Genomic DNA, 22,934 nt, shown 5'->3' with positions numbered 1-22,934 from the left:
CATCAGGCAAAGGAAACGCCATGAGCAGCTCCGCCTCCTCTTCCGACCTCCTCGATCGCTTCGCCATCATCGTCGGCGAAAAACATGCCGTGCGGGACCCGGCGGAAATTGCGCCGCATCTGGTGGAAAACCGTGGGCTCTATCATGGCGCTTCGCCTATGCTGCTGAAGCCCGGCTCGGTGGAAGAGGTTTCGGCCATCCTCAAGCTTGCCAGCGAGACCGGCACGGCCATCGTACCCCAGACCGGCAATACCGGGCTTGTTGGCGGGCAGACGCCGCGCGAGGGCGGCTCGGACATCATCCTATCGCTGGAACGCATGAACCGCGTGCGCGATATCGATCCTGTCGGCAATACGATGATTGTCGATGGCGGCTGCATTCTGGCTGATGTCCACAAGGCGGCAGCCGAGCATGGCCGCATGTTTCCGCTCTCGCTCGGCTCGGAAGGCTCTTGCCGCATCGCCGGCAATCTTTCCACCAATGCCGGCGGCACGGCCGTTCTTGCCTATGGCAATATGCGCCAGCTCTGCCTCGGCCTTGAAGTCGTTCTGCCCACGGGCGAGATCTGGAACGGATTGCGCCGCCTGAAGAAGGACAATACCGGCTACGACCTGCGCGATCTCTTCATCGGCGCGGAAGGCACGCTCGGGGTCATTACCGGTGCGGTGCTAAAACTCTTTCCGCAGCCGCTTGGCCATCAGGTCGCCTTTGCCGGCCTGCTATCGGTCGATGACGCGCTGACGCTATTCAACAATGCCTCCAGCCTCTGCGGCACGGCGCTGACCGGTTTCGAGCTGATGCCGCGCATCGGCGTCGAATTCACCACGCGGCATATACCGGGCGTGCGCGATCCGCTGGAGACGGTGCATCCCTGGTATGTGCTGATCGACATCTCCACCTCCGATTCGGTTGAGACGGCCGAGCGGATGATGACGACGCTGCTCGAACAGGGCTATGAGGCCAGCCTGATCCAGGATGCGACCATCGCCAGCTCGGAAGCGCAGCAGAAGGCCATCTGGCATATGCGCGAGAGCATGTCGGACGCGCAGAAGCCGGAAGGCGGCTCGATCAAGCACGACGTTTCCGTGCCGGTGGCGCAGATCCCGCAATTCATGGCCGAAGCCGAGAAAGCCGTTGTCGCCGCCATGCCGGGCGCCCGCGTCTGCGCCTTCGGCCACATGGGCGATGGCAATATCCACTACAACATCTCGCAGCCCGTCGGCGCCGACAAGGCCGAGTTCATCGGACGCTGGCGCGAGATCAACAAGATCGTGCACGGGCTTGTGCTGCAGCATGGCGGCTCGATCTCCGCCGAGCATGGCATCGGTCAGCTGAAGCGCGATGAACTGGCCTCCATCCGCTCGGAGATCGAGATCGACCTGATGCGCCGGATCAAGACGGCCTTCGACCCGGCAGGCATCATGAATCCGGGGAAGGTCCTCAAGGTCTGAGGTTTAGACCGTGACGACGACCCGCTCGGAAGCGAAGCAGCCGATCTGGCAGGAAATGACCGTGCCATCGGCATCGATGTCCTCGCCAGCATAGGCAAGTACCGGCGTCAGCCGCGATTGCTGTAGCAGGCGCGCTTCGGTCTCCGTCGGCATGCGCGCCGTGATGTCAGTGGAGCGGCGCCAATAGTCGGCCACGCCATACTCCTTCAACGCCGCTGTGAATGAGCTCGTTGCGGCGAACTTCTCCGTCAGGCCGGGAAAACGCTCAGCCGAGCAGCTGCGCATGACGACGGATACGGGAAGCGCGTCGGCATAGGCGATCACGCACATGTCCAGCACAGCCACGCCCGGCTCGAGATTGAGCCTTGCAGCTATATCGACGCTTGCCGGAACTTCCCTGGCCGAAAAAACCTTGCGCGTGAGGTTCGCATCCGTCGCGGTCAGATCCTTACTAAACCGTACCTTGTCGCCCAGCTGGAACCGGACGGGCATGTCGGCGCGGACATAGGCGCCGCTTCCGCGCGCAATCCGTAGCAAGCCCTCCCCTTCAAGCTGCGCAATCGCGCGCCGCATCGTCACCCTGGAAACGCCGAATTGTTCGGACAAGGCCCGCTCGCTCGGCAGGCGGCTGCCAGGCGCATGTCTGCCCGCATCGATGGCGTTTCGCAGCTCTGCGGCGACAGTCGCCCAGCCTCCAGCAGTTTTTACACCTTCGGCCTTTCGATTTTTCTCTTCCATCACAAATCTGTCGCCTTGAAATTGGCATATACCAATTTATAAAGATCCAGATCGTTTATGGAAGGGTTCGGCATGGGCGACAAGCGCATATATGTGACAACGATCAGCAGCAGCTGCGTGCACGAGTTCAGCAAGCAGCCCAAGGATCATATTCAACTGCTGAAAGGGCTTGGCGTCGAAGGCGATGCGCATATGGGGGTGACGGTGAAGCATCGCTCGCGCGTCGCGGTCGATCCGACCCAGCCCAATCTGCGTCAGGTGCACATCATCCATGAAGAGCTCTTCGACGAGCTTGCCGAAAAGGGATTTTCGGTCGCTCCGGGCGACATGGGTGAGAATATCGCGACCCGAGGGATCGACCTTCTTTCCCTGCCGCAAGGCACACGCCTGCATATCGGCGCGGAAGCGATCGTCGAGGTGACGGGCTTGCGCAATCCCTGCAAGCAGATCGATAATTTTCAGAAGGGCCTGCTGTATGCAGTGCTCGACAAGGATGCCGATGGCGAGTTGGTCCGCAAGGCGGGCATCATGAGCATTGTCGTGCAGGGCGGCCGCGTACAGCGAGATGACGCCATTCACGTCGAGTTGCCGCCGCTGCCGCATGTCAAGCTTGAGCGTGTTTGATAAAAAAGAGGCGGCCTCCATTGGAAAGCCGCCTCATACCCTGGTTCCCATGTCGCGCCGGCTTTGCGGCGTGCCCGATCAATCGAAATCGTCCTGACCCGAATTGCCACCGCCATTGCGGTTACCGGAGATGATCTCGCGTTTGCCGACATGGTTGGCGGGGCCGACCAAGCCGTCTTTTTCCATGCGCTCGACGAGCGAGGCAGCGCGGTTGTAGCCGATGCCAAGGCGGCGCTGGATATAGGAGGTCGAGCACTTCTTGTCGCGCATGACCACCTTGATCGCCTGCTCGTAGAGATCGTCGCCGTCTTCCGAGGCAATCGCGCCCTTGTCGAAGACGGCCGTATCCTCTTCCTCGTCTTCTTCGTCCTCGTCGGCGGTGACCGTGTCGAGATATTCAGGGCGGCCCTGCAGCTTCAAGTGAGCGACGACCTTTTCGACTTCCTCGTCGGACACGAAGGGGCCGTGAACGCGGGAGATGCGGCCGCCACCGGCCATATGCAGCATGTCGCCCTGGCCGAGCAGCTGTTCGGCACCCTGCTCGCCGAGGATGGTGCGGCTGTCGATCTTCGAGGTCACCTGGAAGGAGATGCGGGTCGGGAAGTTCGCCTTGATCGTCCCGGTGATGACATCGACGGACGGACGCTGCGTCGCCATGATCAGGTGGATACCAGCGGCACGCGCCATCTGCGCCAGACGCTGGATCGCACCTTCGATCTCCTTGCCGGCGACCATCATCAGATCGGCCATTTCGTCGACGATGACGACGATATAGGGCATCGGAGTCAGGTCCATTTCCTGTTGCTCTTCGATCGGGGCACCGGTGCCCTTGTCGAAGCCGGTCTGGACCATGACATGGATCGTCTCGCCCTTTTCCTTGGCGGAGGCAACGCGGCTGTTATAGCCGTCGATGTTGCGAACGCCGAGGCGCGACATCTTCTTGTAGCGATCCTCCATTTCGCGCACCGCCCATTTCAGCGCCATAACGGCCTTCTTCGGATCGGTCACGACAGGGGTCAGGAGGTGCGGGATACCGTCATAGACAGAGAGTTCCAGCATCTTCGGATCGACCATGATCAGGCGGCACTGTTCCGGGGTCATGCGGTAGAGCAGCGACAGGATCATGGTGTTGATCGCGACCGACTTGCCCGAACCGGTCGTACCAGCGACGAGCAGATGCGGCATCTTGGCGAGTTCCGCGATAACGGGTTCGCCGCCGATCGTCTTGCCGAGACCGAGCGCCAGCTTGTAGCCGCTCTTCTCGAAATCGGGCGAATCGATCATTTCGCGGAAATAGACAGTCTCGCGGTTGACGTTCGGCAGTTCGATGCCGATGACGTTGCGCCCGGGTACGACGGCGACGCGCGCCGAAAGAGCCGACATCGAACGGGCGATATCGTCTGCCAAGTTGATGACGCGCGAGGATTTGACGCCGGGTGCCGGCTCGAACTCATAGAGCGTGACAACCGGGCCGGGCCGGACATGGATGATCTCGCCCTTGACGCCGAAGTCCTCCAGCACGCTTTCCAGAAGGCCGGCATTCTGCTCCAGCGTTTCCTGCGTCATGATCACGCCGGAACGAACGGCAGGTTCCTGTAGCAGTTCGCGCGGCGGCAGCTCGTATTCGCCGTCAGCGGAGCGGGCGATTGGCCGCCATTCGGGCGGCGTCAGCGATGCAGGCCGGCGCGGCGAGATCCGCGATGGCGGTGCGTCAATCAGGCGCTGCGCCGCGGCTTCGACCGCGGGGATCGCCGGCGCAGCCTTGGCGACCGGTTGGGCAGCAGCCGGCGCGGTGGCCTTCGTCGGCATCGGCGCCACGACCATGACAGGTGCGGGCCGGATTTCGGCGTCGGCACCATAGACGGCGGTTACGAAAGCCGGCGGCACGAATGTTTCGGCTGGCGCCACCACGGTCTGCGGCTCGGCAGCAGGTGCTTCGACGATGACGGGGGCCGCCTCGACGACGGGGGCCAGAACGGCAGCCTCAAGCGCGGCAAGCTCGTCCATGGCCGGCGTGCTGATATCTATCACTGACGGTCTGCAAGCGGTTTCGACGTGAGCTGCGATCTCGACTGCCGGAGGCTGCACGACAACGGGCTGCGGCTCGACGGTGGCAGCCGGGCGGCGGCACTCGACGACGCGGAACTTGGCGATGATCGATTCGGCATCGACTTCCGGCTTGGGCGTCGCCGGCTGCTTCGGCTCGCCCTTGAGGGCGGAGACGAATTCGCCATCGAACGGCATCGCATCCCAGAAAGCGAAATCGGAAAGATGGGCAAGACGCGACTCGACCACAGGCGCGGCTAGGGACTCGGTAACACTTGACTGAACAGGGGAAGCATCCAGCGCGATCGCAGGAGCTTTCGAGAATGCGGTAGCGATAACGGTCATCTCCAATGCGTCCGGCTCGGTTGCCGGGGAATTCTGAATTACTGTCGGAATATAGCCTTCCACCACCAGCGGCATGTCTTCGAGCGCTGGCAGATGGAACTCTGATGATTGCATCGGCTGCTGAATGACGGCGGCGATCGGGGCCTCGACGGCGGGCGGCTCCATGACCCGCATCGCGGCGTGCGCGGAAGCCTGCGCCGGATCTCAGCCTTCGGCTCGACAGGCGGACGGCGGCTGATAATTTCATTTTCACGGGTGCGGGTGAAGCGCACGTTCGGCCCCATCAGGAAGGCATTCTGCCAGCCGGGCGATGCGAGATCTTCCGCGGAGATTCCCTGCGGCAGAATCGGCATTTCCTGTTCGCTCGTAACGGCGGCAGCCTGAAGCGCCTCCACAACAGGCGGCGGGGCCGCGGCGGTGCGCTTCCTCACCTCTTCGGCAAGGCGCTTTTCCTCGGCGTGACGCTGCTCTTCAGCCTTGCGCTTGGCTTCGCGGGCGTTGCGGATCTTCTCTTCCAGAAACGCGCGGCGAGCCGCGATCTGCTCGGCGCGGCGCGCCTCTTCGGCCGCCTGCTCCGGGTCGAGATCGCCCTCCGGCTGGACGCCTTGCGAGGCATTGGAAAGTGTCGTTCGGGAAAGACGCATGAGACCTGCAACCCAGTCATTGATATTGCCGTTGGCTTCTCAAATCGAATAGGGCAAGGATGGTTAATAAGTTCCTTCCTGCGCTTGTGGAAAGCAGCCATTCCGCACCCGGAAAACATGTCAAAATATTCTCGAAATCTCTGTGGAAACAAGGGCATGACGCAGCTCAGCCGCACGGAAGTGCGGCAATGAGACAGGTTAAATTTTTTGTCGGACCCGTTAGCGCGATGAGGACAGCTGCGCGATGGAAAGCAGCGTGTCGGCACTGATACCCACGCCCGGGGAGGAACTCGTCAGAATCGAAAGCGCAGGGGATGTCGAGGAGGTCGTATTGTTCTGCAGGTCGTACATGGCCGAGAATCGCTGCAGCAATTGATTGAGCTTTTCGGGATCGTGCAGGTCGCTCACATTGATGAAATTGCCGAGCATCTTGGCCTGGGTATCGACGTCCATGTTGGAGATCGAGCTCGGCAGATTGAAGGTGGTCGTAACGACCTCATAAAGGGCGGCATCACCCATGATGTCGTAGATCGAATTGATATCAGGCGCCTTGCGCTGGAAATAAAGCGCAAGGCGCACGCCGGGATTGCTGTCACCTTGCTGATCTTCCAGCGTCTGATGCAGGAAGAGATCATTGGTCGCTGAAAGCGCGCCCTGGTTTTGCGCCGTGCCGAGCTTGCTGTCGGTCAGGTTTCCGTCGGTGCCGAAATTGAACGCCTCGACGATACTCTTGAACTTGGCACCGTCAGCCGTGTTGATGAAGCTCTTCGCATCGGACGGATCGGAGGCAAAAGCTTTCTTCAGCGTCGCCGTATCGACCGTCTTCGGATCGATACCGTTAGCCGTCAGGATGAAATTCGTAAGTTTGCTGTCGGCGAGCAGATCCGTGACGCCGGTCACCTTGACGATGTTGGTGGCGAAATAAGTAGCAGCTGTCTTGGCGTCGTTGTTGGCCTTGGTCAGTTCGGCACCCGACAGCCCCGCCGTGCTGTGGCGGGAATATTGCGAGATATAGCTGTTGATCTGCGTTTGCGACAGAGCCTGCACCGGTGCCTTCAGATTGCCTTTGCTGTCGAAATTGAAGGCCTTGGCAAGGGCCGTGAACCGCGGATCCTTGAGCGAGTTGACGTAGCTCTTCGGATCATAGGGGTCGCTTTCGAGAATCCTGGTCAGCTGTGACTTCGTAACTTCGTTTTCGCCGATACCGTAGGCGCGCAGCGCCATCTGATAGAGCTCCGGCGCGCTGTCATTGGCGGCACTGCTGTCGGTGGTATTGCTCGCAAAGAAATCCTTGATGGTCTTCACGTCAGCGATGCGGTTCTTATAGTTGTTGACCGCATCCGTATTCAGGTTCGACTGCGACGACTGGTAGTTGCTCATATAGGCCTTGGAGGCCGCGTCGATCTCGCTTTGGGACTGCGCCGTTTGGCCGGAAGCAAGCGTCCCGTCCGACTGGAAATTGAACTGGGAGACGGCGTAAGTCAGGCCGAAGATGGCAGCGGTCGTCGGATCGGCGAAGGCATTCTTGAAGACGGCGGCGGGCGTCGTCGGATCGATGCCGTAAGCCGTCTTGACGTAATCGAAGAGACGCGTGTCCGATGTCAGCTGGTCGACCGACGTAATGGAGCCGATATGATTCTTGTAATAGAGATCGTTATCGGCCGCGCCGACGCTCGTAACGAACGAGGGCACGGTGAAATTATAGGCGCTCATCACATCGGCCTGCTGGCTGAGCGTCTGCGGCCCACCCGGGTAGTTCGCGGTATAGCCGGCCGTGGTGGCGCTTATCTGGCCGGACGTCTGCACCTGCGAGCCGGATGCGACGGTGCCATCGCTCTGGAAATTGAACTCGGCCATGACGGCGGTCAGCCCGTTCGAACTCGCGGTAGCGGCATCCTTGGCCGATGCATTGAACTGATCCGCGGTGATGTAGGACGGGATATTGAAAGCCGTCTTGACGTACTGGAACAGCTGCGGATTGGACGTCAGCTGATCGACCGAGGTAACGCTGCCGATATTGGCCTCGTAATAGGCCGTGTCTCCATCCGGCGTCGATGTCTTGACCGTGCCGTCGGCATTGAAATTGAATTCCGCCACCAGAGCCTTGTCGGCGGCGCTGCCGTTCTGATTGACGTAGCTGTTCGGATCGCTGGGATCGCTCGTCAGCATCTGCTTCAGAGCCGAATTCGATACATAGGTCGGATCGACGCCGTAGGCCTGCAGCACGTAATTGCGCAGGCGGGTATTGCCTAGGAGATCATCGACCGTCTTTACCGAGCTGATGTTCTGGCTGTAATAGCTCGTTTCGGTCGCCGCCGACGTCTCCTCATTCGTAAACGACTGCTGGTAAAGCCCGATGAGGTCGTCTTCCTGCGTGCTGGTTTGTGCCGTATTCGTCGAGCCCGTCGCGCTCGTGCCGAAATTGAACGCCGCAGCGAATTCCTTATAGCGCGGATCGGTGAGCTTGTTGGCGAAACTGCTTGAGTCGCTGAGGTCGCTGGTCAAGACCTGTTTCATAAAGGCCTTGGCATAGGTCATGTCGGAAAGCCCGTAGGCTTCCATCGCATAACTGTATAACTGATAGTCATTCAGGAAGCTGTCGACGTCTTTTACTTTGCCGATATTGGCATTGTAATAGTCGATCGAACGCTTGTTTTGCGACTGCTGCGCCACCTGATTGAGCGACGTCGTCATATCTCTGGTTGCGATCGTATAACCAAGATAAGTGGAAATCATCAGCAGAATCCCAATAGATCTCTAATAAAAGCGGCGAATCTAGCTGGCATTATTTCATATAAACCTTACCTGAGACTTACAGGCACTCATCCAATGCGTGCACTATATTGATGCACCACCCTGCCCTGTATTCACCTTATGGAAACCCTGATGCATTCAACTTTGCTAACCATTTGAGGACGCAAAGTTTTCTTAACCTCGATTTTTAAGCTGTCTGGAAGGGACGGCGCCTAATCTGCCCAACAACGAGAGGACAAAAGTTCTCCGAGAGAAGACCGGAACAACCGGCTCTCAGGTAAAGCAAGGGTAGAGAAATCGATGACTAATACCGTCCTGAAGCCCGATTGGGCTGGAACCACACTGCGGCTTGATCCGGCGCGCTTCCCGCAACAGGTCAGCTATGCCATGCGAGGTGCCGAGGGTGACGTCACCATTACGATCGATGAGCGCGGCGCCGTGCTGCGCAAGATCCTGCCGTCCAGCGGTCTGCCGCTGTCCGTCGCCTTGCCCAAGCGTGCATTCAAGGGTGTTGCAGCCCGCGCCATCGACCATGGCGATGGCGAAGTTACCGTCACGCTGGAACTGCATCACTCCGATCCGGATCTCTGCATCCCCCTTCTCGTCGCTCATGACTTGAGCGATATCGCCGCCGACTGGCGCTCCTGGTCGGAAGCCTTCCGTATTCCGATGCTGATGATCGAAGCCGACGGCGTTGCCCGTCCGCTGGAAGAACATCTCGGCGGCGTCCGCTCGCAGGACAGCCAGCCGCGTCGCCGCCATTCCTACTTCGCAAACCGCCGTCCCCGCTTCCTCGTGCGCCGCACGACGGGCAAGCTTGGCATCAAGATGAAGATCCAGGGCCGCGAGATCATCGCCAGACATTAAGCCGATAGGGCTCGAAAACCGAATATCGCTAAAAACCGGCCGTGGGAAACCAATCCCGCGGCCGAAATCTTTGCGTTTTCAGGGAGCAAGAAGCAGGAACGACAGGAAGAGCCCGGCAAAGATGATCAAGCCGACGCGGTTATTAGATTTGAATAGCGCAAGGCATTGGGCACCGTCGTTGATGTCGAGCACGGCGATCTGATAGGCGAACATGCCGCCGGCGACGATCAGACCGATATAGGCCAGCCAGCTTGTACCCGCGAGCGCAAAGGACAGCAGCATCAGGAGCAACGTCACCCCATAGAGCCCGACCAGCCAGAGGCGCGTCTGATCGCCGAAAAGCCGGGCGGTCGAGCGCACACCGATCAGCTCGTCATCCTCCTTGTCCTGATGCGCGTAGATCGTATCGTAACCGATGGTCCAGAGGATGGCGGCGAGATAGAGCACGATCGGGGCAAGCGACAGGCTGCCGAAGAGACCCGCCCAGCCCATCAGAGCGCCCCAGGAAAAGGCAAGGCCGAGGAAGAATTGCGGCCAGTCCGTGAAGCGCTTGGCAAAGGGATAGAGCGCGACGATGCCGAGCGACAGGACACCGAGCACGACGGCAAACCAGTTGAACTGCAGCAGCACCAGCAGGCCTACCAGAGCCTGCAATGCGATGAATACCTTGGCCTGCAGGCGCGTTACGCGGCCCGATGGCAGCGGGCGCGAGCGCGTGCGCGCCACGGACATGTCGATCTCGTGGTCGACGAGGTCATTATAGGCACAGCCGGCGCCACGCATTGCGACGGCGCCGACGAAATAGAGGAAGAGGTGATAGATCACCACGAATCCGGGAGAGCCCTGCCCCGAGGCGACGGAGGCATTGGCCGCAAGCGCCACGGACCAGAAGCATGGCCACATCAGCAGCTGCCAGCCGATCGGCCTATCCCAGCGTGCAAGCTGGGCGTAAGGCCAGAGCGTCGGGGGCAGAACGCGGTAGACCCAGTTGCCGGATGGCGCGTCAGCGACGCGCCCGTTGATGTCGCCTGTCTTTTGCATAGGCGAGTAGTAGTGACATCCGGCACCGGAGGTCAAGCGGCGAGCCATAAAGAAACATGACCTCGCCCGTTGCTCAGTTCATGGTGAAATTGAACTTGTAGCTGGCGGAAACGCCGATCAGCAGTTGGTTGCGGTCGCCGCGCTCGCGCACGAGGCTGCTGTCGGCGGCCGGGCCGGTGAGCCGGGTATATTCGAGGAAGGTGCTGGTGGTCCAATTCTGCGAGGCCTTCCAGGTCAGTGCGCCGCCGAAGCCGACGGATTTGACGCCGCCGCCGGGCTTGTATCCGCTGAGGCCGGAGGCAGCCGATTGGCGCGCATTGACGCCGTAATAGGTGTCGAAATAATCGCTGCTGGCGAGTGTCACGCGTGGACCTGCGGAGGCGCGAAGCTCAGGCGTGATGTCGGTAAAGGCATCGACCGCGGCATCGGCGACGATGCCGCTATGGGCACGAATACCCTGGCGAACTTCGACGCGAGCACGCAACCAGTCCGTAGGATAGGCTTCGGCAAAGCCGCCGGCTTCCACACCCCACTTGACCTTCTTCAATCCCTTCAGCTCGCGGCCATCGCTGCTGTCCCGGCTCGGCACGAACTTGCCGACGATGCCGATGCGAAACGCGTCGCTTTCGATCAGGGCAAAGGAGGGATTGTCGTTGCGCGAGGAAAAGCGCGGGCCTGGGCCTTGCCGGCCGATAGACACAAGCGGCGACCATTGCAGCTTGTTGTGCTTGCCGCCTTCGAATTTCGGTGCCGAGAAACCGGCCGCACCGACGCTTAAGTACCAGTCACCCGACCACAAATGCTGGCCGTCGCCCGCCTCGGCAGCGCCGGCATAAGCGACGGCGGAGAGGCCACCAATGAAAAGGAACCTTAACTTTGCAAACACAACGAAACTCCATGATACGCAATACAAAGGGCCGTCCGACCCAAGAGTTGCTGCAAATTATGCTGATCGCGTTACCGCTCCCTTAACCACAACACGCCGAATTCGATCAGAACATCAAATTCCGGTTGCCCCAATCCGGCCCCCCGCTCGACATGTGGCAGCCTATCGCGTTGATTTAATTTCTGTATAGATACTCAATCGCGGGTAATGGTCGCGATGGCCAAATGCCCGCCATCTCATAGCCCCCCATTTCAAAAGATGAGAAACGAATGAAAAGCGTATCCCTGATCTCCCTAGGTCTGATCCTGACTGCCGGCATGGCGCTTTCCGGCTGCGTCGGCACTCCGATCGGCGGAGCAAAGCAAAGCCAGTTTTCGGGAAGAGCGGCGCCTGGCAAAAAGACGAAGGTGACCACTGCTTCGCTTGTGAAACAGGACTGCACCTTTGCAGGATTTCCCTATACGGGCGTCATCAAGCAGCCTGCCCACGGCAAGGTTGACGTCGAGCACGGGCCGGTCGCAGCGAAGTTTTCGAAAGACAGTACTGCCTACCTATGCTCGGGCAAGACGGTCCAAGGCAACATCGTCTACTACACGCCAAACCCTGGTTTTGCAGGCACCGACCAGTTCACCCTGCGCCTTACGGGGCTGAATACCGATGGTACGGTGCAAGACGGCACCTTTACCGTCCATGTTGGCAGATAGCGGCCGCAGCGACGTGCGGGCATGAATAGAAAGGCCGGACCGTGGCTTTCCACTGTCCGGCCCTGTCAAACGGCGGCATCAGAGCGGTTCAGCTTTTCGCGGAATCCCTGAACCGCTTTATTTCCTTTTTTTCACGCAATTCCGGACGGAAAACTGCTGCGCACTTTTCCTGGAATTGCTCTAGGCTCAGAACGTCACCTTCTCCAAAGGCGCGCGCCATGCCTCGAATTCCTTCAGTTTCGCCTCGCGCTCCGCGATGTAATTGCGATTATCCGGCACGGCGAACTGGTTCTTGGTGATCTGGAGCTGCATAATGAACAGTTCGTCCCAGCGGAAGCCCATTTCGGAACCGGCCAGATAGAACTCCCACATGCGGAAGAACTTCTCGTCGTAGAGAGCGACGGCGTCGGCCTTGCGCGCCACGAAGCGGTTGCGCCAATGCCTCAGCGTATAGGCGTAGTGCATCGGCAGGGTTTCGACGTCCCTGGTGAGCAAACCTGCCTTTTCCAGCGGCGGCGTGGTCTCGCCGATCGAGGGGATGTAGCCGCCGGGGAAAATATACTTTTCGATGAAGGCGTTGGTGGCAAAGCTCGGCTTCGGGCGGGCGATGGAGTGCAGCAGCATGACGCCGTTGTCATCTAACAGCTCCGAAACCTTACGGAAGAACTTGCCGTAGTCGCCGATGCCGACATGTTCGAACATACCGACCGAGACGATGCGGTCGAACGTCTTGCCCGTCAGGTAGCGATAGTCCTGCAGCTCGAAGCGCACGCGATCGGAGAGGCCGCGCTTGGCTGCCCGTTCGCGCGATACCTTGAGCTGCTCTTCGCTCAACGTGATACCGGTCACGTCGAGGCCTGGATAGGCTTCGGCAAGATACATGGCCATGCCGCCCCAGCCCGAGCCGATCTCCAATACCTTCTGGCCAGGCTCGACCAGCAGCTTGGCGGCGATATGGCGCTTCTTGGCGGCCTGCGCTTCGAAGAGGCTGATGCCCGGCGGATTGAAATAGGCGCAGGAATATTGCCAGTCCTCATCGAGGAAGAGATCGAAGAGCTTCGCCGACAGATCATAGTGATGGGCAACATTGTGCTTGTTGCGATTGATTGGCGAGCGGCTCTTGATCTGCTGCCAGGCTATGCGGCCGAGCAGCAGCGCCGCCATGCGGAAATCGAAGATCTCATTGGTGGTATTCTGCTTCACCAGCGACAGGAACTCGTAGATGTCCCCCTGCTCGAGGATGAAGCGGCCCTCCATATACATTTCGCCGAGCTTGAGCGTCGGATCGCGGGCAACCGCATCTTCAGCCTGCTGATCGGCAAAACGGACGGCCACCGTCTCTCCGGTTCCGTCGCCGACCATATGGGTCTCGCCGGATGCGAGCGTAAGCCTGAGTGAACCTTTACGGATGATTTTCTTGACGAGAGAAAAGAGTGTCGACGCCATGGACGCCCCGAATGTTATGACATGACATTAAGGCAACTTTAACGCCTCACAGCATTGTGGCAAGCGCACCTTTCCACAGTCATTGGCACTCTGACAACAACGCTGCCAGAGTGTGACATTCTTGCACGAAGTTCCGCTAAGCCATTATTTTCGTTTGAGTGCGTCCGCCAACGCTGCTCCAAAACTACCCTGTTGTTCGGCCTTCGGAGGGGTATTTCCCTTAACGCCAGCGCTGCGCGGACCACCCTGTTCGCGTGTGTCCCGCCCGGACGGGGCTGCCACAGTGCTGCCATCTTTGCGCATGGAGAGGCCGATTCGCTTACGCTTCGCGTCGACTTCCACGACCCTGACCTTAACGACGTCGCCGGCCTTCACGACCTCATGAGGATCCTTGATAAAGCGATCCGCCAGCTGCGAGACATGCACCAAACCGTCCTGATGGACGCCAATATCGACGAAGGCGCCGAAGGCGGCGACGTTGGTGACAGTTCCTTCCAGCAGCATTCCCGGCTTGAGGTCACCGATCTCGTTGACCCCCTCCGCAAAGGTCGCGGTCTTGAAGCTCGGGCGCGGATCTCGGCCCGGCTTTTCCAGTTCGGCGATGATGTCGCGCACGGTCGGCAGGCCGAATTTGTCGTCGATGAACTGACGGGGGTCGACCGCCTTCAGCGTCGCGGTGTCGCCCATCAGCGTGCGCAGGTCACGGCCGCAGGCGGCTACGATCTTCTTGGCGACGCCATAGGCTTCCGGGTGTACCGAGGAAGCGTCCAGCGGCTCCTTGCCGTTGGGAATTCGCAGGAAGCCGGCGCATTGCTCGAAGGTGCGCTGGCCGAGACGGGCGACCTTCAGGAGATCGCGCCGCGTCTCGAAGGCGCCTTCGCCATCACGATGCCGAACGATCGCCTCAGCAATAGAAGGCCCGAGACCGGAGACGCGGGCAAGCAGCGGCACAGACGCCGTGTTCAGATCGACACCGACGGCGTTCACCGCATCCTCGACCACCGCATCCAGCGAGCGCGACAGCTTCTGCTGGTCGACATCGTGCTGGTACTGGCCGACGCCGATCGACTTCGGCTCGATCTTTACCAGCTCGGCCAGCGGATCCTGCAGGCGGCGGGCGATGGAGACGGCGCCGCGCAATGAGACGTCGAGCCCGGGGAATTCCAGCGCCGCCGTTTCCGACGCGGAATAGACCGATGCGCCGGCTTCGGAAACAATGACCTTGGTCGGCTTCGGCGCCGGCAGTTCGGCCAGCATGTCGGCCACCAGCTTTTCGGTTTCGCGGCTGCCTGTGCCGTTGCCGATCGCGATCAGTTCGACCTTGTGCTTGCGGATAAGTGCGGCCAGCGTCGCCTGCGTGCCACGCACATCGTTCTTCGGCGGAAAGGGATAGACGGTCGTCGTTTCCAGCAGCTTGCCCGTGCCGTCCACCACCGCGACCTTGACGCCAGTGCGGATGCCCGGATCGAGGCCCATGGTGGCGCGCGAACCCGCAGGCGCTGCCAGCAGCAGATCCTTCAGATTGCGGGCGAAAACATGGATCGCTTCTTCTTCGGCGCGTTCGCGCAGTTCCCGCATCAGATCGAGCGACAAAGACATGGAGAGCTTCACACGCCAGGTCCAACTCGCGACCTCCGTCAGCCAGCGATCGCCGGGTCGGCTGGTGCCGATATCATAGGCCGCAGTGATCATGCGTTCGACCGGCTTGTTGGGTGAGACGGCGTCGGCATCGATTTCGATATTCAGTGTCAGGACTTCCTCGTTCCAGCCGCGCAGCATGGCAAGCGCGCGATGACCGGGAGCCGTCGCCCAGCGCTCCTGATGCGCGAAATAATCCGAGAACTTGGCGCCCGCTTCCTGCTTGCCGTCGACGACTGCAGCCCTCAGTGTCGCGTTGGTCTTCATGTAATTGCGCAGCTTGCCGAGCAGGTCGGCATTTTCGGCAATGCCTTCGGCGATAATATCGCGCGCGCCTTCCAGCGCCGTCTTCACGTCGGGCACATCGGCCGTGATAAAGCCTTCGGCGAGAACTGCTGGCTCTTTGAAGCGATCCGCAAGGATCGTGTCGGCCAATGGGCCGAGGCCGCGTTCCCTCGCAATTTCGGCGCGCGTGCGGCGCTTCGGCTTGTAGGGCAGATAAAGGTCTTCCAGCTCAGCCTTGGTGCCGACGGTTGCAACCTTGCTCATCAGCTCGTCGGTCATCTTGCCCTGGCTGGTGATGGATTCGATGATAGCGGCGCGGCGCGCTTCCAGCTCACGCAGATAGACCAGACGTTCCGACAGAGTACGAAGCTGCGTATCGTCGAGGCCGCCGGTCACTTCCTTGCGGTAGCGGGCGATGAAGGGCACCGTTGCACCTTCGTCCAAGAGCTCGATGGCGGCCTTGGCCTGATCCGGGCGGGCATTGATCTCGGCGGCGATGGTAGCAGCAAGGGAACGGATATCGGCGGACATGTGTCTCTCTGAACTGGACAATCGTAAAGGGGACCATAAGCATGATCCCGCGGACATAAGAAGCGGTTTCGGCACGGAACACGCCAATCCGGGCGGGGAGATGGCGTGCGGCAGAAGCCGCCTCCGCTTTAACGGGATAAAAAGGCATGGCAATGTTAGCGGCCCGGGCTCCACAGGATTTGCCGCTTGACCTTTGGCTCATCCCCGCTTAACCGCGCAAAAGGACGCAACGAAAGGGCAAGCCATGAGAGTTCTGTTGATCGGATCGGGCGGACGCGAGCACGCACTGGCCTGGAAACTGGCGCAATCGCCTGTCATGACGGAATTCTATGCCGCACCCGGCAATCCCGGCATTGCTGAGCATGCGACGCTTGCGCCGATCGATATCGACAACCATGACGCTGTTGTCGCCTTCTGCAAGGACAAGGCCATCGACTTCGTCGTCGTCGGCCCGGAAGCGCCCTTGGTCGCCGGCATTGCCGATGCGCTACGCGCCGCCGATATTGCTGTTTTTGGCCCTTCTGCAGCCGCCGCCCAGCTCGAAGGGTCCAAGGGTTTCACCAAGGATATCTGCGCCCGTTACAATATTCCCACAGGCGCCTATCAGCGCTTCAACAATGCACCGAAGGCGAAAGCCTATGTCCGCGCTCAAGGCGCGCCGATCGTCGTCAAGGCGGACGGCCTTGCGGCGGGTAAGGGCGTCACCGTCGCGGTGACGATCGACGAAGCGCTGGCCGCGATCGACGATTGCTTCGAGGGTGCATTCGGCGAGGCCGGCACGGAGGTGGTGATCGAAGCCTATCTCGATGGCGAAGAGGCAAGCTTCTTCTGCCTTTGCGACGGCAAACATGCGCTGGCGCTTGCGACCGCACAAGACCACAAACGCGTCGGCGACGGCGATACCGGCCCGAACACCGGCGGCATGGGCGCCTATTCCCCTGCCCCCGTGATGACACCCGAATTGGTCGAGCGCACCATGAAGGAGATCATCGAGCCGACGATGCGCGGCATGGCGGAAAGCGGCCATCCTTTCAGCGGTGTCTTCTTCGCTGGGCTGATGATCACCGCCAAGGGTCCCGAACTCATCGAATACAATGTCCGCTTCGGCGATCCGGAATGCCAGGTGCTGATGATGCGCCTGAAAAGCGACCTGCTGCCAATGCTCTATGCCTGCGCCAACGGCACGCTGGATCAGGTGACGGCAGAATGGAGTGAGGATCCGGCGCTAACCGTCGTCATGGCCTCGAAGGGCTATCCCGGCTCCTACGCCAAGAACACACCAATCGCGGCGCTGCCTGCCGACGACGAAGGCGAGAAAGTGTTTCATGCCGGCACAGCCTTGAAGGACGGCGCACTCGTTGCGACGGGTGGGCGAGTCCTCAACATCACTGCAACAGGCAAGACTGTAGGCGAAGCAAAAGAACGGGCCTATGCCCTTGCCGGCGAAGTGAAATGGGACAACGGCTTCTATCGCAATGATATCGGCTGGCGTGCAGTGGAGCGCGAAAAGTAAACATCACTTCGGCTCTGCAATCGCAAGTCCATTAAATTTTTACCTAATCTCCTGACGGGATGGAAATAAAGCCGCACTAATGTCTTCGTCACTATAGGCGGAGTTCTTGGTTATGCGTTCCATCTTTGTGACCTTGGCGTGCGTACTGGCCGGCGGTTCCGCCATGGCCTCGTCGATCCAGCCGATTGACGGCACGATGATCGGCGGCAGGGGCAGCATTATCAACAAAAGCTGCGCCGAATGCCCTCCGCTGAAGCCTCCCGCCACAGAAAGAGAATACACCGTGCCGACGCTGGAGCCCGGCACGCAATCCGTCGTCGTGCGCAATATCGACGGACAGAAAAAGGTCGTCCGCACCGAAGCGTGGATGGGTGGCTCCCCCGTTAACTTCGTCAGCAAGCCCACGCCCGAAGCGCTTGCCGCCGCCGGTGAGCCCGTCGACGGCATCGACATCACGGCTCGGACGGCGGCCTTGCCGAACTCATCCACAACTCGCGAACCCGCGCCGCTCGATATCTCCGGCTTCCAGCTTCGCCAATAAGCCCCGCCGCCGTCTTGGTAACGCTTGGCCGCTTGCGGAATGCTGACTATATTCAAACTTATGAATATATCCTCATAATATTCGATAAATCTAAATAATTGCCGGAAATCTCGAAGTCTCCTCGACGGCATAACCAAGTAAAATTTCGTATTACTTACAATTCCCGCACACATCTCCGGTTTAATTCCAAATTAAATACAACCAAATCCCTACAATTAAAGCTTTCTTAGACATAAACAGCGATTTTACTGCCACCGGACAGCAGCATGTCATTTAAGCGGCGGCAAACGTATTGAGTATCTCTCAGGCGATCGCACAGGCGGTAGGATACCGCACCGGTATTCAGCTACCTGTGGGAGACGTTATGAAGAATCTCAAGATTGCGCATCAATTATTTGCCCTGCTTGGCGTCCTGATGGCCGCCTTCGCCGTGGCGACCTATTTCCAGATCCGGTCGCAGGCCGATTCTATCTATAGCGACCGTTTCGACATGCTTCGCACGCAGGTCGAATCCGGCATCTCGGTTCTGAACCAGTATTATCAGCGCGAAAAATCCGGCGAGATGACCCATGAGGCAGCCCAGGCCGAAGCCTTCAAGGTCCTGTCGCATGTGAGCTTCGCGCCGGCAGGCTATCTCTTCGGTTTCGATTATAATGTGATCCAGCGCATTCATCCGAGCCCGGTCAATATCGGCAAGGACATGTCTTCGCAGGTCGACAAGAACGGCACCCATTTCAGCAAGGAAATGGTCGAGAAGGGCATCAAGGGCGGCGGACGCACCATCTATTACTGGAACAAGCCGGGTCGCTCCGAAAGCGAGTTCTTCCTCAAGGGCAGCTATTCGGCCGCCTTCGCACCTTGGCAGATCGTCCTGGGGTGCGGCGTCTACATGGATGACCTCGAGGCGCAGATCAACGCCACTATGTGGCGTGCGCTTATGATTTGCGGCATCGTCTTCCTGATCGGCATTGGCGCGGCCTTCTACTTCATCCGCGGCATCACGAAGCCGCTGACCGACGTCCATGCAGCCCTGAAGGCCGTGGCCGACGAAGATGTGAAGATGGCCATTCCGCATGCCGAGATGCGCAACGAAATCGGCCTGATGGCGAAAGCGACCCAGGCCCTGCAGGAAAAGATCCGCGAGCGCCACGTGCTGGCCGACCGCCAGGCTGCACAGGAACTCGAAATCAGCAATGAGCGCGAACAGAACCTGCGCCAGCAGCAGGACGAAGCCCACGAACAGGCGCGCGTCGTCTCGGTCATCGGCCGGGCGCTTGAAGACCTTGCCCAGGGGAACCTGACGATACGGTGCGGCGATCTCGGCGCCAGCTATGCCGGCCTTCGCAACAACTTCAACGAGGCGCTGTCGCACCTCGAAGCCGCGATGGGCCGCGTCAACGCCAAGGGCAATGACATCGGACTCAGCAAGGAGGAGATCCGTCGCGCCTCCAACGAACTGTCGCAGCGCACCGAGCGCCAGGCCGCCAGCCTGGAAGAAACCTCGGCAGCGCTCGATGAACTTACCGTCGCTGTCCGCCAGACTGCGGAAGGCGCCGGCGAGGCCAGCAAGCGCGTTCATGCCGTCAGCGCCGAAGCATCGCGCAGCGATGCCGTGGTTGCCCAGGCGATCGAAGCCATGAGCGGCATCGAGAAGTCCTCGGCGGAGATCAGCAAGATTATCGGCGTCATCGACGAGATCGCCTTCCAGACCAACCTTCTGGCGCTCAATGCCGGCGTCGAAGCAGCGCGAGCAGGCGAATCCGGCAAGGGTTTTGCCGTCGTCGCCCAGGAAGTGCGTGAACTCGCCCAGCGCTCCGCCGCAGCCGCTAAGGAGATCAAGGACCAGATCGCCCGCTCCTCCGGTCAAGTCGACCAGGGCGTCCGCCTCGTCGGTGAGGCCGGCGAAGCGCTGAAGCGCATTTCCGGTCAGATCAAGGCTGCCAACGAAATCGTCTCGAAGATCGCTCACAGCGCCTCCGAGCAGGATACGACGTTGCGCTCGATCTCCTCTTCGATGAACCAGCTCGATGCCGCCACGCAGCAGAACGCCGCCATGGCCGAAGAGACGACGGCATCGGCCGAGACGCTCGCGGCCGACACGGAAGATCTCCTCGCCCTCATCCGCGGCTTCCGTGTCAACGACGGCCACCCGGCTGCGGATCATCGTCGCCGGGCCGCCTGAGCCACATAAGGCAGAAAACACAAAACCGCCGGGCATGCGTCCGGCGGTTTTTTATTTGGCTATGATGGTTGTGTCAGTCGGTCGCCGCCAGCCGTTCGACCAACCTGTCGATCTCGCGATCGGAATAGACCTCGATACCGGCCTGCTGCAGCAGCGCCGCCGTGACGCCTCGGCCACTCTGCCGACTACCGGAAAACGTGCCGTCGTAAATGAAACCAGAGCCACAGGATGGGCTGCCATCGATGAGCAGAGCATAACGGCAGCCTGTTTGCTCTGCGAGCGCCAGCGCGTTTTCCGCCGCCTGACGAAATTCCGCCGTGACATCACCGCCGGTGATCTCCATCACCCTTGCGGTGCCGGCAAGCACGTCCTCGCCGGTGGCACCGCCAGCAATCTCGGCCGGCGGTCTTGGAACCGTCATGCCGGCGGACATTTCCGGGCAGATCGTCACCAACAGCCCCTCCTCGCGCCAGCGATCGATCGCCGGATGGACAAGAGGCTTGGAGCGTCCGTCATAGCGGACGGCATGGCCCATGAGGCAAGCGCTGACGAGGATCTTTCCGGTCATCGCGCCCACATGTGTTATCCCGCGATCTTCGAGAAGTCGGCGACAGTGCCTGTTGCTTCGCGGATCAGGCGCAGCAGCGCCAGACGATTGGCGCGGATAGCGGCGTCTTCGTCATTGACGAGCACGTCCTCGAAGAAGCGGTCGACGGGGGCGCGCAGCTTGGAAAGGGCTGACATGGCCGAGCGGAAGTCTTCCTTGGCGATCGCATCGGAAGCCTCAGCCGAGGCAGCCTTGACGGCAGCGAAGAGATCCTTTTCCGCATCGAGCTTCAGCAGGGCTTCCGAAACGCTATCGGCAACGACGGTGCCCTTCTTCTCCTCGGCGGCCAGGAGCTGTGTGGCGCGCTTGGTGCCTGCCAGCAGGTTCTTGCCATCTTCGGAGGTGATGAAGGCGGTCAGCGCCTCGACACGGCGGGCGACCATCAGCAGATCGTCAGCCTCCGGCGTCAGCACCGCGTCGATCAGGTCATGGCGGGCGCCGAGATCGCGCAGATAGACCTTGAGGCGGTCATGGAAGAAGGCGAGCAGATCGGCATCCTTGGTGGTCGCAAGCAACGGCAGGCGTACGCCGCGCTCTAGGAGGATGCGGACGACACCGAGGGCGGCACGGCGCAGCGCGTAAGGGTCCTTCGAGCCTGTGGGCTTCTCGTCGATCGCCCAGAAGCCGACGAGCGTATCCAGCTTGTCGGCAAGCGCGACGGTGATCGCAACCTTGTCCTCGGGGACGCGGTCGGACGGGCCTTGCGGCTTGTAGTGATCTTCGATCGCCGTCGCGACCGAGACGTTCTCGCCCTGCAGCGATGCGTATTTGCGGCCCATGACGCCCTGCAGCTCGGGGAATTCGCCGACGGCTTCGGTGCGCAGATCGGCCTTGGCGAGCACCACGGCACGGTCGACCAGAGCGGCATCGGCGCCGGTGATCTTGGCGAGGTCAGCCGCCAGCGCGCGGATGCGGGCGACGCGCTCGCCCTGGCTGCCAAGCTTGGCATGGAAGGTGACGTTCAGTGCGTCGAGCTTGGCCATGCGCTGATCGAGCGGCTTCTTCAGATCGAGGCCGAATTTTGCAGCCGAGGCTTCCAGCGTTTCGAGATCGGGCAGATCGCCCTGGTCGCGCTTCCAGAAGTGCAGCGCGTCGGACAGACGGGCACGCACGACCTTGCCGTTGCCGTGGATGATTTCCTTGCCGCCATCCGTCGCCTGGATATTGGCGACGAGAATGAAGCGGTTGGACAATGTCTCGCCGGCCTGCGGGCGCGTGACGAAACACTTCTGGTTGGTCTTGATGGTCAGGCGGATGATCTCCGACGGGATCGAGAGATAATCCTCCTCGAAGGAGCCCATCAGCACCTGCGGCCACTCGACAAGGCCGGAGACTTCCTCCAGCAGACCTTCGTCTTCGACCAGCTCGAGGCCATTGGCGAAAGCAACATCGCGGGCATCATGCAGGATGATGTCCTTGCGGCGTTCGGCATCGAGAACGACATAGGCCTTTTCCAGGCTTGAGGCATAATCCTCGAAACGCTTGACCGCGATTGGGCCGGGGGCATGGAAGCGATGGCCGTAAGTCACGTTGGAGGCGACGATGCCGTCGATCTCGAAGGGGATGACGACAGTCTCTTCATGCTCGGTGCCGAAGGTGCAGACGATCGACTGCAGCGGGCGCACCCAACGCAGCGAGCCGGGCTTCACCGAGGCCTTGCCCCAGCGCATGGATTTCGGCCAGGGGAAATTTTTTATGATGTCGGGCATCACAGCAGCGACGATTTCCTCCGCGGCACGGCCGGGCTTGGAAATGATCGCAACGTAGAAATCGCCCTTCTTCGGGTCGCTCTGCACCTGGGCTTCGGCAATGGAGGAGAGACCGGCGCCGCGCAGAAAACCTTCGATCGCCTTCTCGTTGGCATCGGTGCGCGGACCCTTGCGCTCCTCGCGCACATCAGCCGAGCGCGCCGTCAGACCGCGAATATCGAGCGTGAGGCGACGCGGCGTCCAATATTCCCTGGCCCCCTCATAGGAAAGACCCGCTTCGACCAGGGCATCGGTCACCAGCTTCTTCAGGTCGCCGGCAGCCTTGCGCTGCATACGGGCGGGAATTTCCTCGGAGCGGAGTTCGAGAAGGAGATCGGGCATG

The 22,934-nt window shown here is 60.4% G+C and carries 17 protein-coding genes; 7 read left to right on the top strand and 10 right to left on the bottom strand.

Translation table 11 applies throughout. The features are described from left to right. Nucleotides 1-20 precede the first annotated feature (20 nt). A complete protein-coding gene (locus tag ACK83U_RS02490; protein ID WP_112606021.1) occupies nucleotides 21-1,451 on the top strand; it encodes an FAD-binding oxidoreductase in 1,431 nt (476 codons plus the stop codon). Between the two features lie 3 nt (nucleotides 1,452-1,454). Here the strand turns inward: ACK83U_RS02490 and phnF are convergent, their stop codons facing one another. Beyond that, nucleotides 1,455-2,189, bottom strand: coding sequence for a phosphonate metabolism transcriptional regulator PhnF (gene phnF / locus ACK83U_RS02485; protein ID WP_112606024.1), 735 nt, complete (start codon nucleotides 2,187-2,189; stop codon nucleotides 1,455-1,457). 72 nt (nucleotides 2,190-2,261) lie between these two features. Here phnF and ACK83U_RS02480 point away from each other — a divergent pair, with 72 nt between their 5' ends. Further along, on the top strand, nucleotides 2,262-2,813 hold the full coding sequence (locus ACK83U_RS02480) for an MOSC domain-containing protein (protein WP_112606027.1): 552 nt from the start codon (nucleotides 2,262-2,264) through the stop codon (nucleotides 2,811-2,813). Between the two features lie 78 nt (nucleotides 2,814-2,891). Here ACK83U_RS02480 and ACK83U_RS02475 read toward each other — a convergent pair whose 3' ends face one another. The 3 genes from ACK83U_RS02475 to ACK83U_RS02465 form a co-directional block, all read right to left on the bottom strand. Next, entirely contained in the window at nucleotides 2,892-5,279 is a 2,388-nt protein-coding gene (locus ACK83U_RS02475; protein WP_412474880.1) for a DNA translocase FtsK, read from the bottom strand. Then, a complete protein-coding gene (locus ACK83U_RS02470) occupies nucleotides 5,243-5,848 on the bottom strand; it encodes a hypothetical protein (RefSeq protein ID WP_412474779.1) in 606 nt (201 codons plus the stop codon). Before ACK83U_RS02470 ends, ACK83U_RS02475 begins: the two co-directional genes overlap by 37 nt. A 219-nt stretch (nucleotides 5,849-6,067) precedes the next feature. After that, complete coding sequence (locus tag ACK83U_RS02465) at nucleotides 6,068-8,584, bottom strand: DUF1217 domain-containing protein (RefSeq protein ID WP_112606033.1); 2,517 nt, start codon at nucleotides 8,582-8,584, stop codon at nucleotides 6,068-6,070. A gap of 318 nt (nucleotides 8,585-8,902) precedes the next feature. On the opposite strand from ACK83U_RS02465, the gene ACK83U_RS02460 reads away from it, so the two are divergent. Beyond that, entirely contained in the window at nucleotides 8,903-9,469 is a 567-nt protein-coding gene (locus ACK83U_RS02460) for a DUF6101 family protein (RefSeq protein ID WP_015339003.1), read from the top strand. A gap of 78 nt (nucleotides 9,470-9,547) precedes the next feature. On the opposite strand, the gene ubiA is transcribed toward ACK83U_RS02460, so the two are convergent. Both ubiA and ACK83U_RS02450 read right to left on the bottom strand, forming a co-directional pair. Continuing rightward, on the bottom strand, nucleotides 9,548-10,510 hold the full coding sequence (gene ubiA, locus ACK83U_RS02455; RefSeq protein ID WP_112606036.1) for a 4-hydroxybenzoate octaprenyltransferase: 963 nt from the start codon (nucleotides 10,508-10,510) through the stop codon (nucleotides 9,548-9,550). Nucleotides 10,511-10,583: 73 nt separating this feature from the next. Next, nucleotides 10,584-11,369 carry a MipA/OmpV family protein gene (locus ACK83U_RS02450; protein ID WP_348648126.1) on the bottom strand — a complete coding sequence of 262 codons (786 nt, stop codon included), beginning with the start codon at nucleotides 11,367-11,369 and terminating at the stop codon, nucleotides 10,584-10,586. A gap of 296 nt (nucleotides 11,370-11,665) precedes the next feature. Between ACK83U_RS02450 and ACK83U_RS02445 the strand changes: the two genes are divergently transcribed. Continuing rightward, nucleotides 11,666-12,100: a hypothetical protein gene (locus ACK83U_RS02445; protein ID WP_112606042.1), complete on the top strand. Its 435-nt coding sequence runs from the start codon at nucleotides 11,666-11,668 to the stop codon at nucleotides 12,098-12,100. 186 nt (nucleotides 12,101-12,286) lie between these two features. On the opposite strand, the gene ACK83U_RS02440 is transcribed toward ACK83U_RS02445, so the two are convergent. Beyond that, nucleotides 12,287-13,546: an SAM-dependent methyltransferase gene (locus tag ACK83U_RS02440; RefSeq protein WP_112606045.1), complete on the bottom strand. Its 1,260-nt coding sequence runs from the start codon at nucleotides 13,544-13,546 to the stop codon at nucleotides 12,287-12,289. A 144-nt stretch (nucleotides 13,547-13,690) separates the two neighbouring features. Beyond that, nucleotides 13,691-16,000 carry a Tex family protein gene (locus ACK83U_RS02435; protein ID WP_112606048.1) on the bottom strand — a complete coding sequence of 770 codons (2,310 nt, stop codon included), beginning with the start codon at nucleotides 15,998-16,000 and terminating at the stop codon, nucleotides 13,691-13,693. 244 nt (nucleotides 16,001-16,244) lie between these two features. On the opposite strand from ACK83U_RS02435, the gene purD reads away from it, so the two are divergent. The 3 genes from purD to ACK83U_RS02420 all read left to right on the top strand — a co-directional run bounded on the left by purD (nucleotide 16,245) and on the right by ACK83U_RS02420 (nucleotide 20,236). After that, on the top strand, nucleotides 16,245-17,513 hold the full coding sequence (purD, locus tag ACK83U_RS02430; protein WP_112606051.1) for a phosphoribosylamine--glycine ligase: 1,269 nt from the start codon (nucleotides 16,245-16,247) through the stop codon (nucleotides 17,511-17,513). Between the two features lie 112 nt (nucleotides 17,514-17,625). Then, nucleotides 17,626-18,054 (top strand): plant virulence effector HPE1-like domain-containing protein, encoded by a 429-nt coding sequence (locus tag ACK83U_RS02425; protein ID WP_112335451.1) that lies wholly within the window; start codon nucleotides 17,626-17,628, stop codon nucleotides 18,052-18,054. Nucleotides 18,055-18,418: 364 nt separating this feature from the next. Further along, nucleotides 18,419-20,236 carry a methyl-accepting chemotaxis protein gene (locus ACK83U_RS02420; protein ID WP_112335450.1) on the top strand — a complete coding sequence of 606 codons (1,818 nt, stop codon included), beginning with the start codon at nucleotides 18,419-18,421 and terminating at the stop codon, nucleotides 20,234-20,236. A 73-nt stretch (nucleotides 20,237-20,309) separates the two neighbouring features. Here ACK83U_RS02420 and ACK83U_RS02415 read toward each other — a convergent pair whose 3' ends face one another. Then, the gene (locus ACK83U_RS02415; protein ID WP_112335709.1) at nucleotides 20,310-20,804 is read right to left on the bottom strand and encodes a DUF523 domain-containing protein; all 495 of its coding nucleotides are present in this window, start codon (nucleotides 20,802-20,804) and stop codon (nucleotides 20,310-20,312) included. 14 nt (nucleotides 20,805-20,818) lie between these two features. Next, nucleotides 20,819-22,933, bottom strand: coding sequence for a glycine--tRNA ligase subunit beta (gene glyS / locus ACK83U_RS02410; protein ID WP_112606054.1), 2,115 nt, complete (start codon nucleotides 22,931-22,933; stop codon nucleotides 20,819-20,821). Between the last annotated feature and the right edge of the window lies 1 nt (nucleotide 22,934).

This window comes from Rhizobium sp. WW22, assembly GCF_047041135.1.
In the GTDB taxonomy this organism is placed as follows: Bacteria; Pseudomonadota; Alphaproteobacteria; order Rhizobiales; family Rhizobiaceae; genus Rhizobium.
The sequence above is the reverse complement of the archived record's forward strand: the minus strand, read 5'-3'. Positions and strand labels throughout refer to the sequence as shown.

What these genes read in the sequence shown, in the direction of transcription:
- ACK83U_RS02490 (WP_112606021.1), top strand. Translation starts at nt 21, where the DNA reads ATGAGCAGCTCCGCCTCCTCTTCCGACCTCCTCGATCGCTTCGCCATC.
- phnF (WP_112606024.1), bottom strand. Translation starts at nt 2,189, where the DNA reads ATGGAAGAGAAAAATCGAAAGGCCGAAGGTGTAAAAACTGCTGGAGGC.
- ACK83U_RS02480 (WP_112606027.1), top strand. Translation starts at nt 2,262, where the DNA reads ATGGGCGACAAGCGCATATATGTGACAACGATCAGCAGCAGCTGCGTG.
- ACK83U_RS02475 (WP_412474880.1), bottom strand. Translation starts at nt 5,279, where the DNA reads ATGCCGCTGGTGGTGGAAGGCTATATTCCGACAGTAATTCAGAATTCC.
- ACK83U_RS02470 (WP_412474779.1), bottom strand. Translation starts at nt 5,848, where the DNA reads ATGCGTCTTTCCCGAACGACACTTTCCAATGCCTCGCAAGGCGTCCAG.
- ACK83U_RS02465 (WP_112606033.1), bottom strand. Translation starts at nt 8,584, where the DNA reads ATGATTTCCACTTATCTTGGTTATACGATCGCAACCAGAGATATGACG.
- ACK83U_RS02460 (WP_015339003.1), top strand. Translation starts at nt 8,903, where the DNA reads ATGACTAATACCGTCCTGAAGCCCGATTGGGCTGGAACCACACTGCGG.
- ubiA (WP_112606036.1), bottom strand. Translation starts at nt 10,510, where the DNA reads ATGCAAAAGACAGGCGACATCAACGGGCGCGTCGCTGACGCGCCATCC.
- ACK83U_RS02445 (WP_112606042.1), top strand. Translation starts at nt 11,666, where the DNA reads ATGAAAAGCGTATCCCTGATCTCCCTAGGTCTGATCCTGACTGCCGGC.
- ACK83U_RS02440 (WP_112606045.1), bottom strand. Translation starts at nt 13,546, where the DNA reads ATGGCGTCGACACTCTTTTCTCTCGTCAAGAAAATCATCCGTAAAGGT.
- ACK83U_RS02435 (WP_112606048.1), bottom strand. Translation starts at nt 16,000, where the DNA reads ATGTCCGCCGATATCCGTTCCCTTGCTGCTACCATCGCCGCCGAGATC.
- purD (WP_112606051.1), top strand. Translation starts at nt 16,245, where the DNA reads ATGAGAGTTCTGTTGATCGGATCGGGCGGACGCGAGCACGCACTGGCC.
- ACK83U_RS02425 (WP_112335451.1), top strand. Translation starts at nt 17,626, where the DNA reads ATGCGTTCCATCTTTGTGACCTTGGCGTGCGTACTGGCCGGCGGTTCC.
- ACK83U_RS02420 (WP_112335450.1), top strand. Translation starts at nt 18,419, where the DNA reads ATGAAGAATCTCAAGATTGCGCATCAATTATTTGCCCTGCTTGGCGTC.
- ACK83U_RS02415 (WP_112335709.1), bottom strand. Translation starts at nt 20,804, where the DNA reads ATGACCGGAAAGATCCTCGTCAGCGCTTGCCTCATGGGCCATGCCGTC.
- glyS (WP_112606054.1), bottom strand. Translation starts at nt 22,933, where the DNA reads ATGCCCGATCTCCTTCTCGAACTCCGCTCCGAGGAAATTCCCGCCCGT.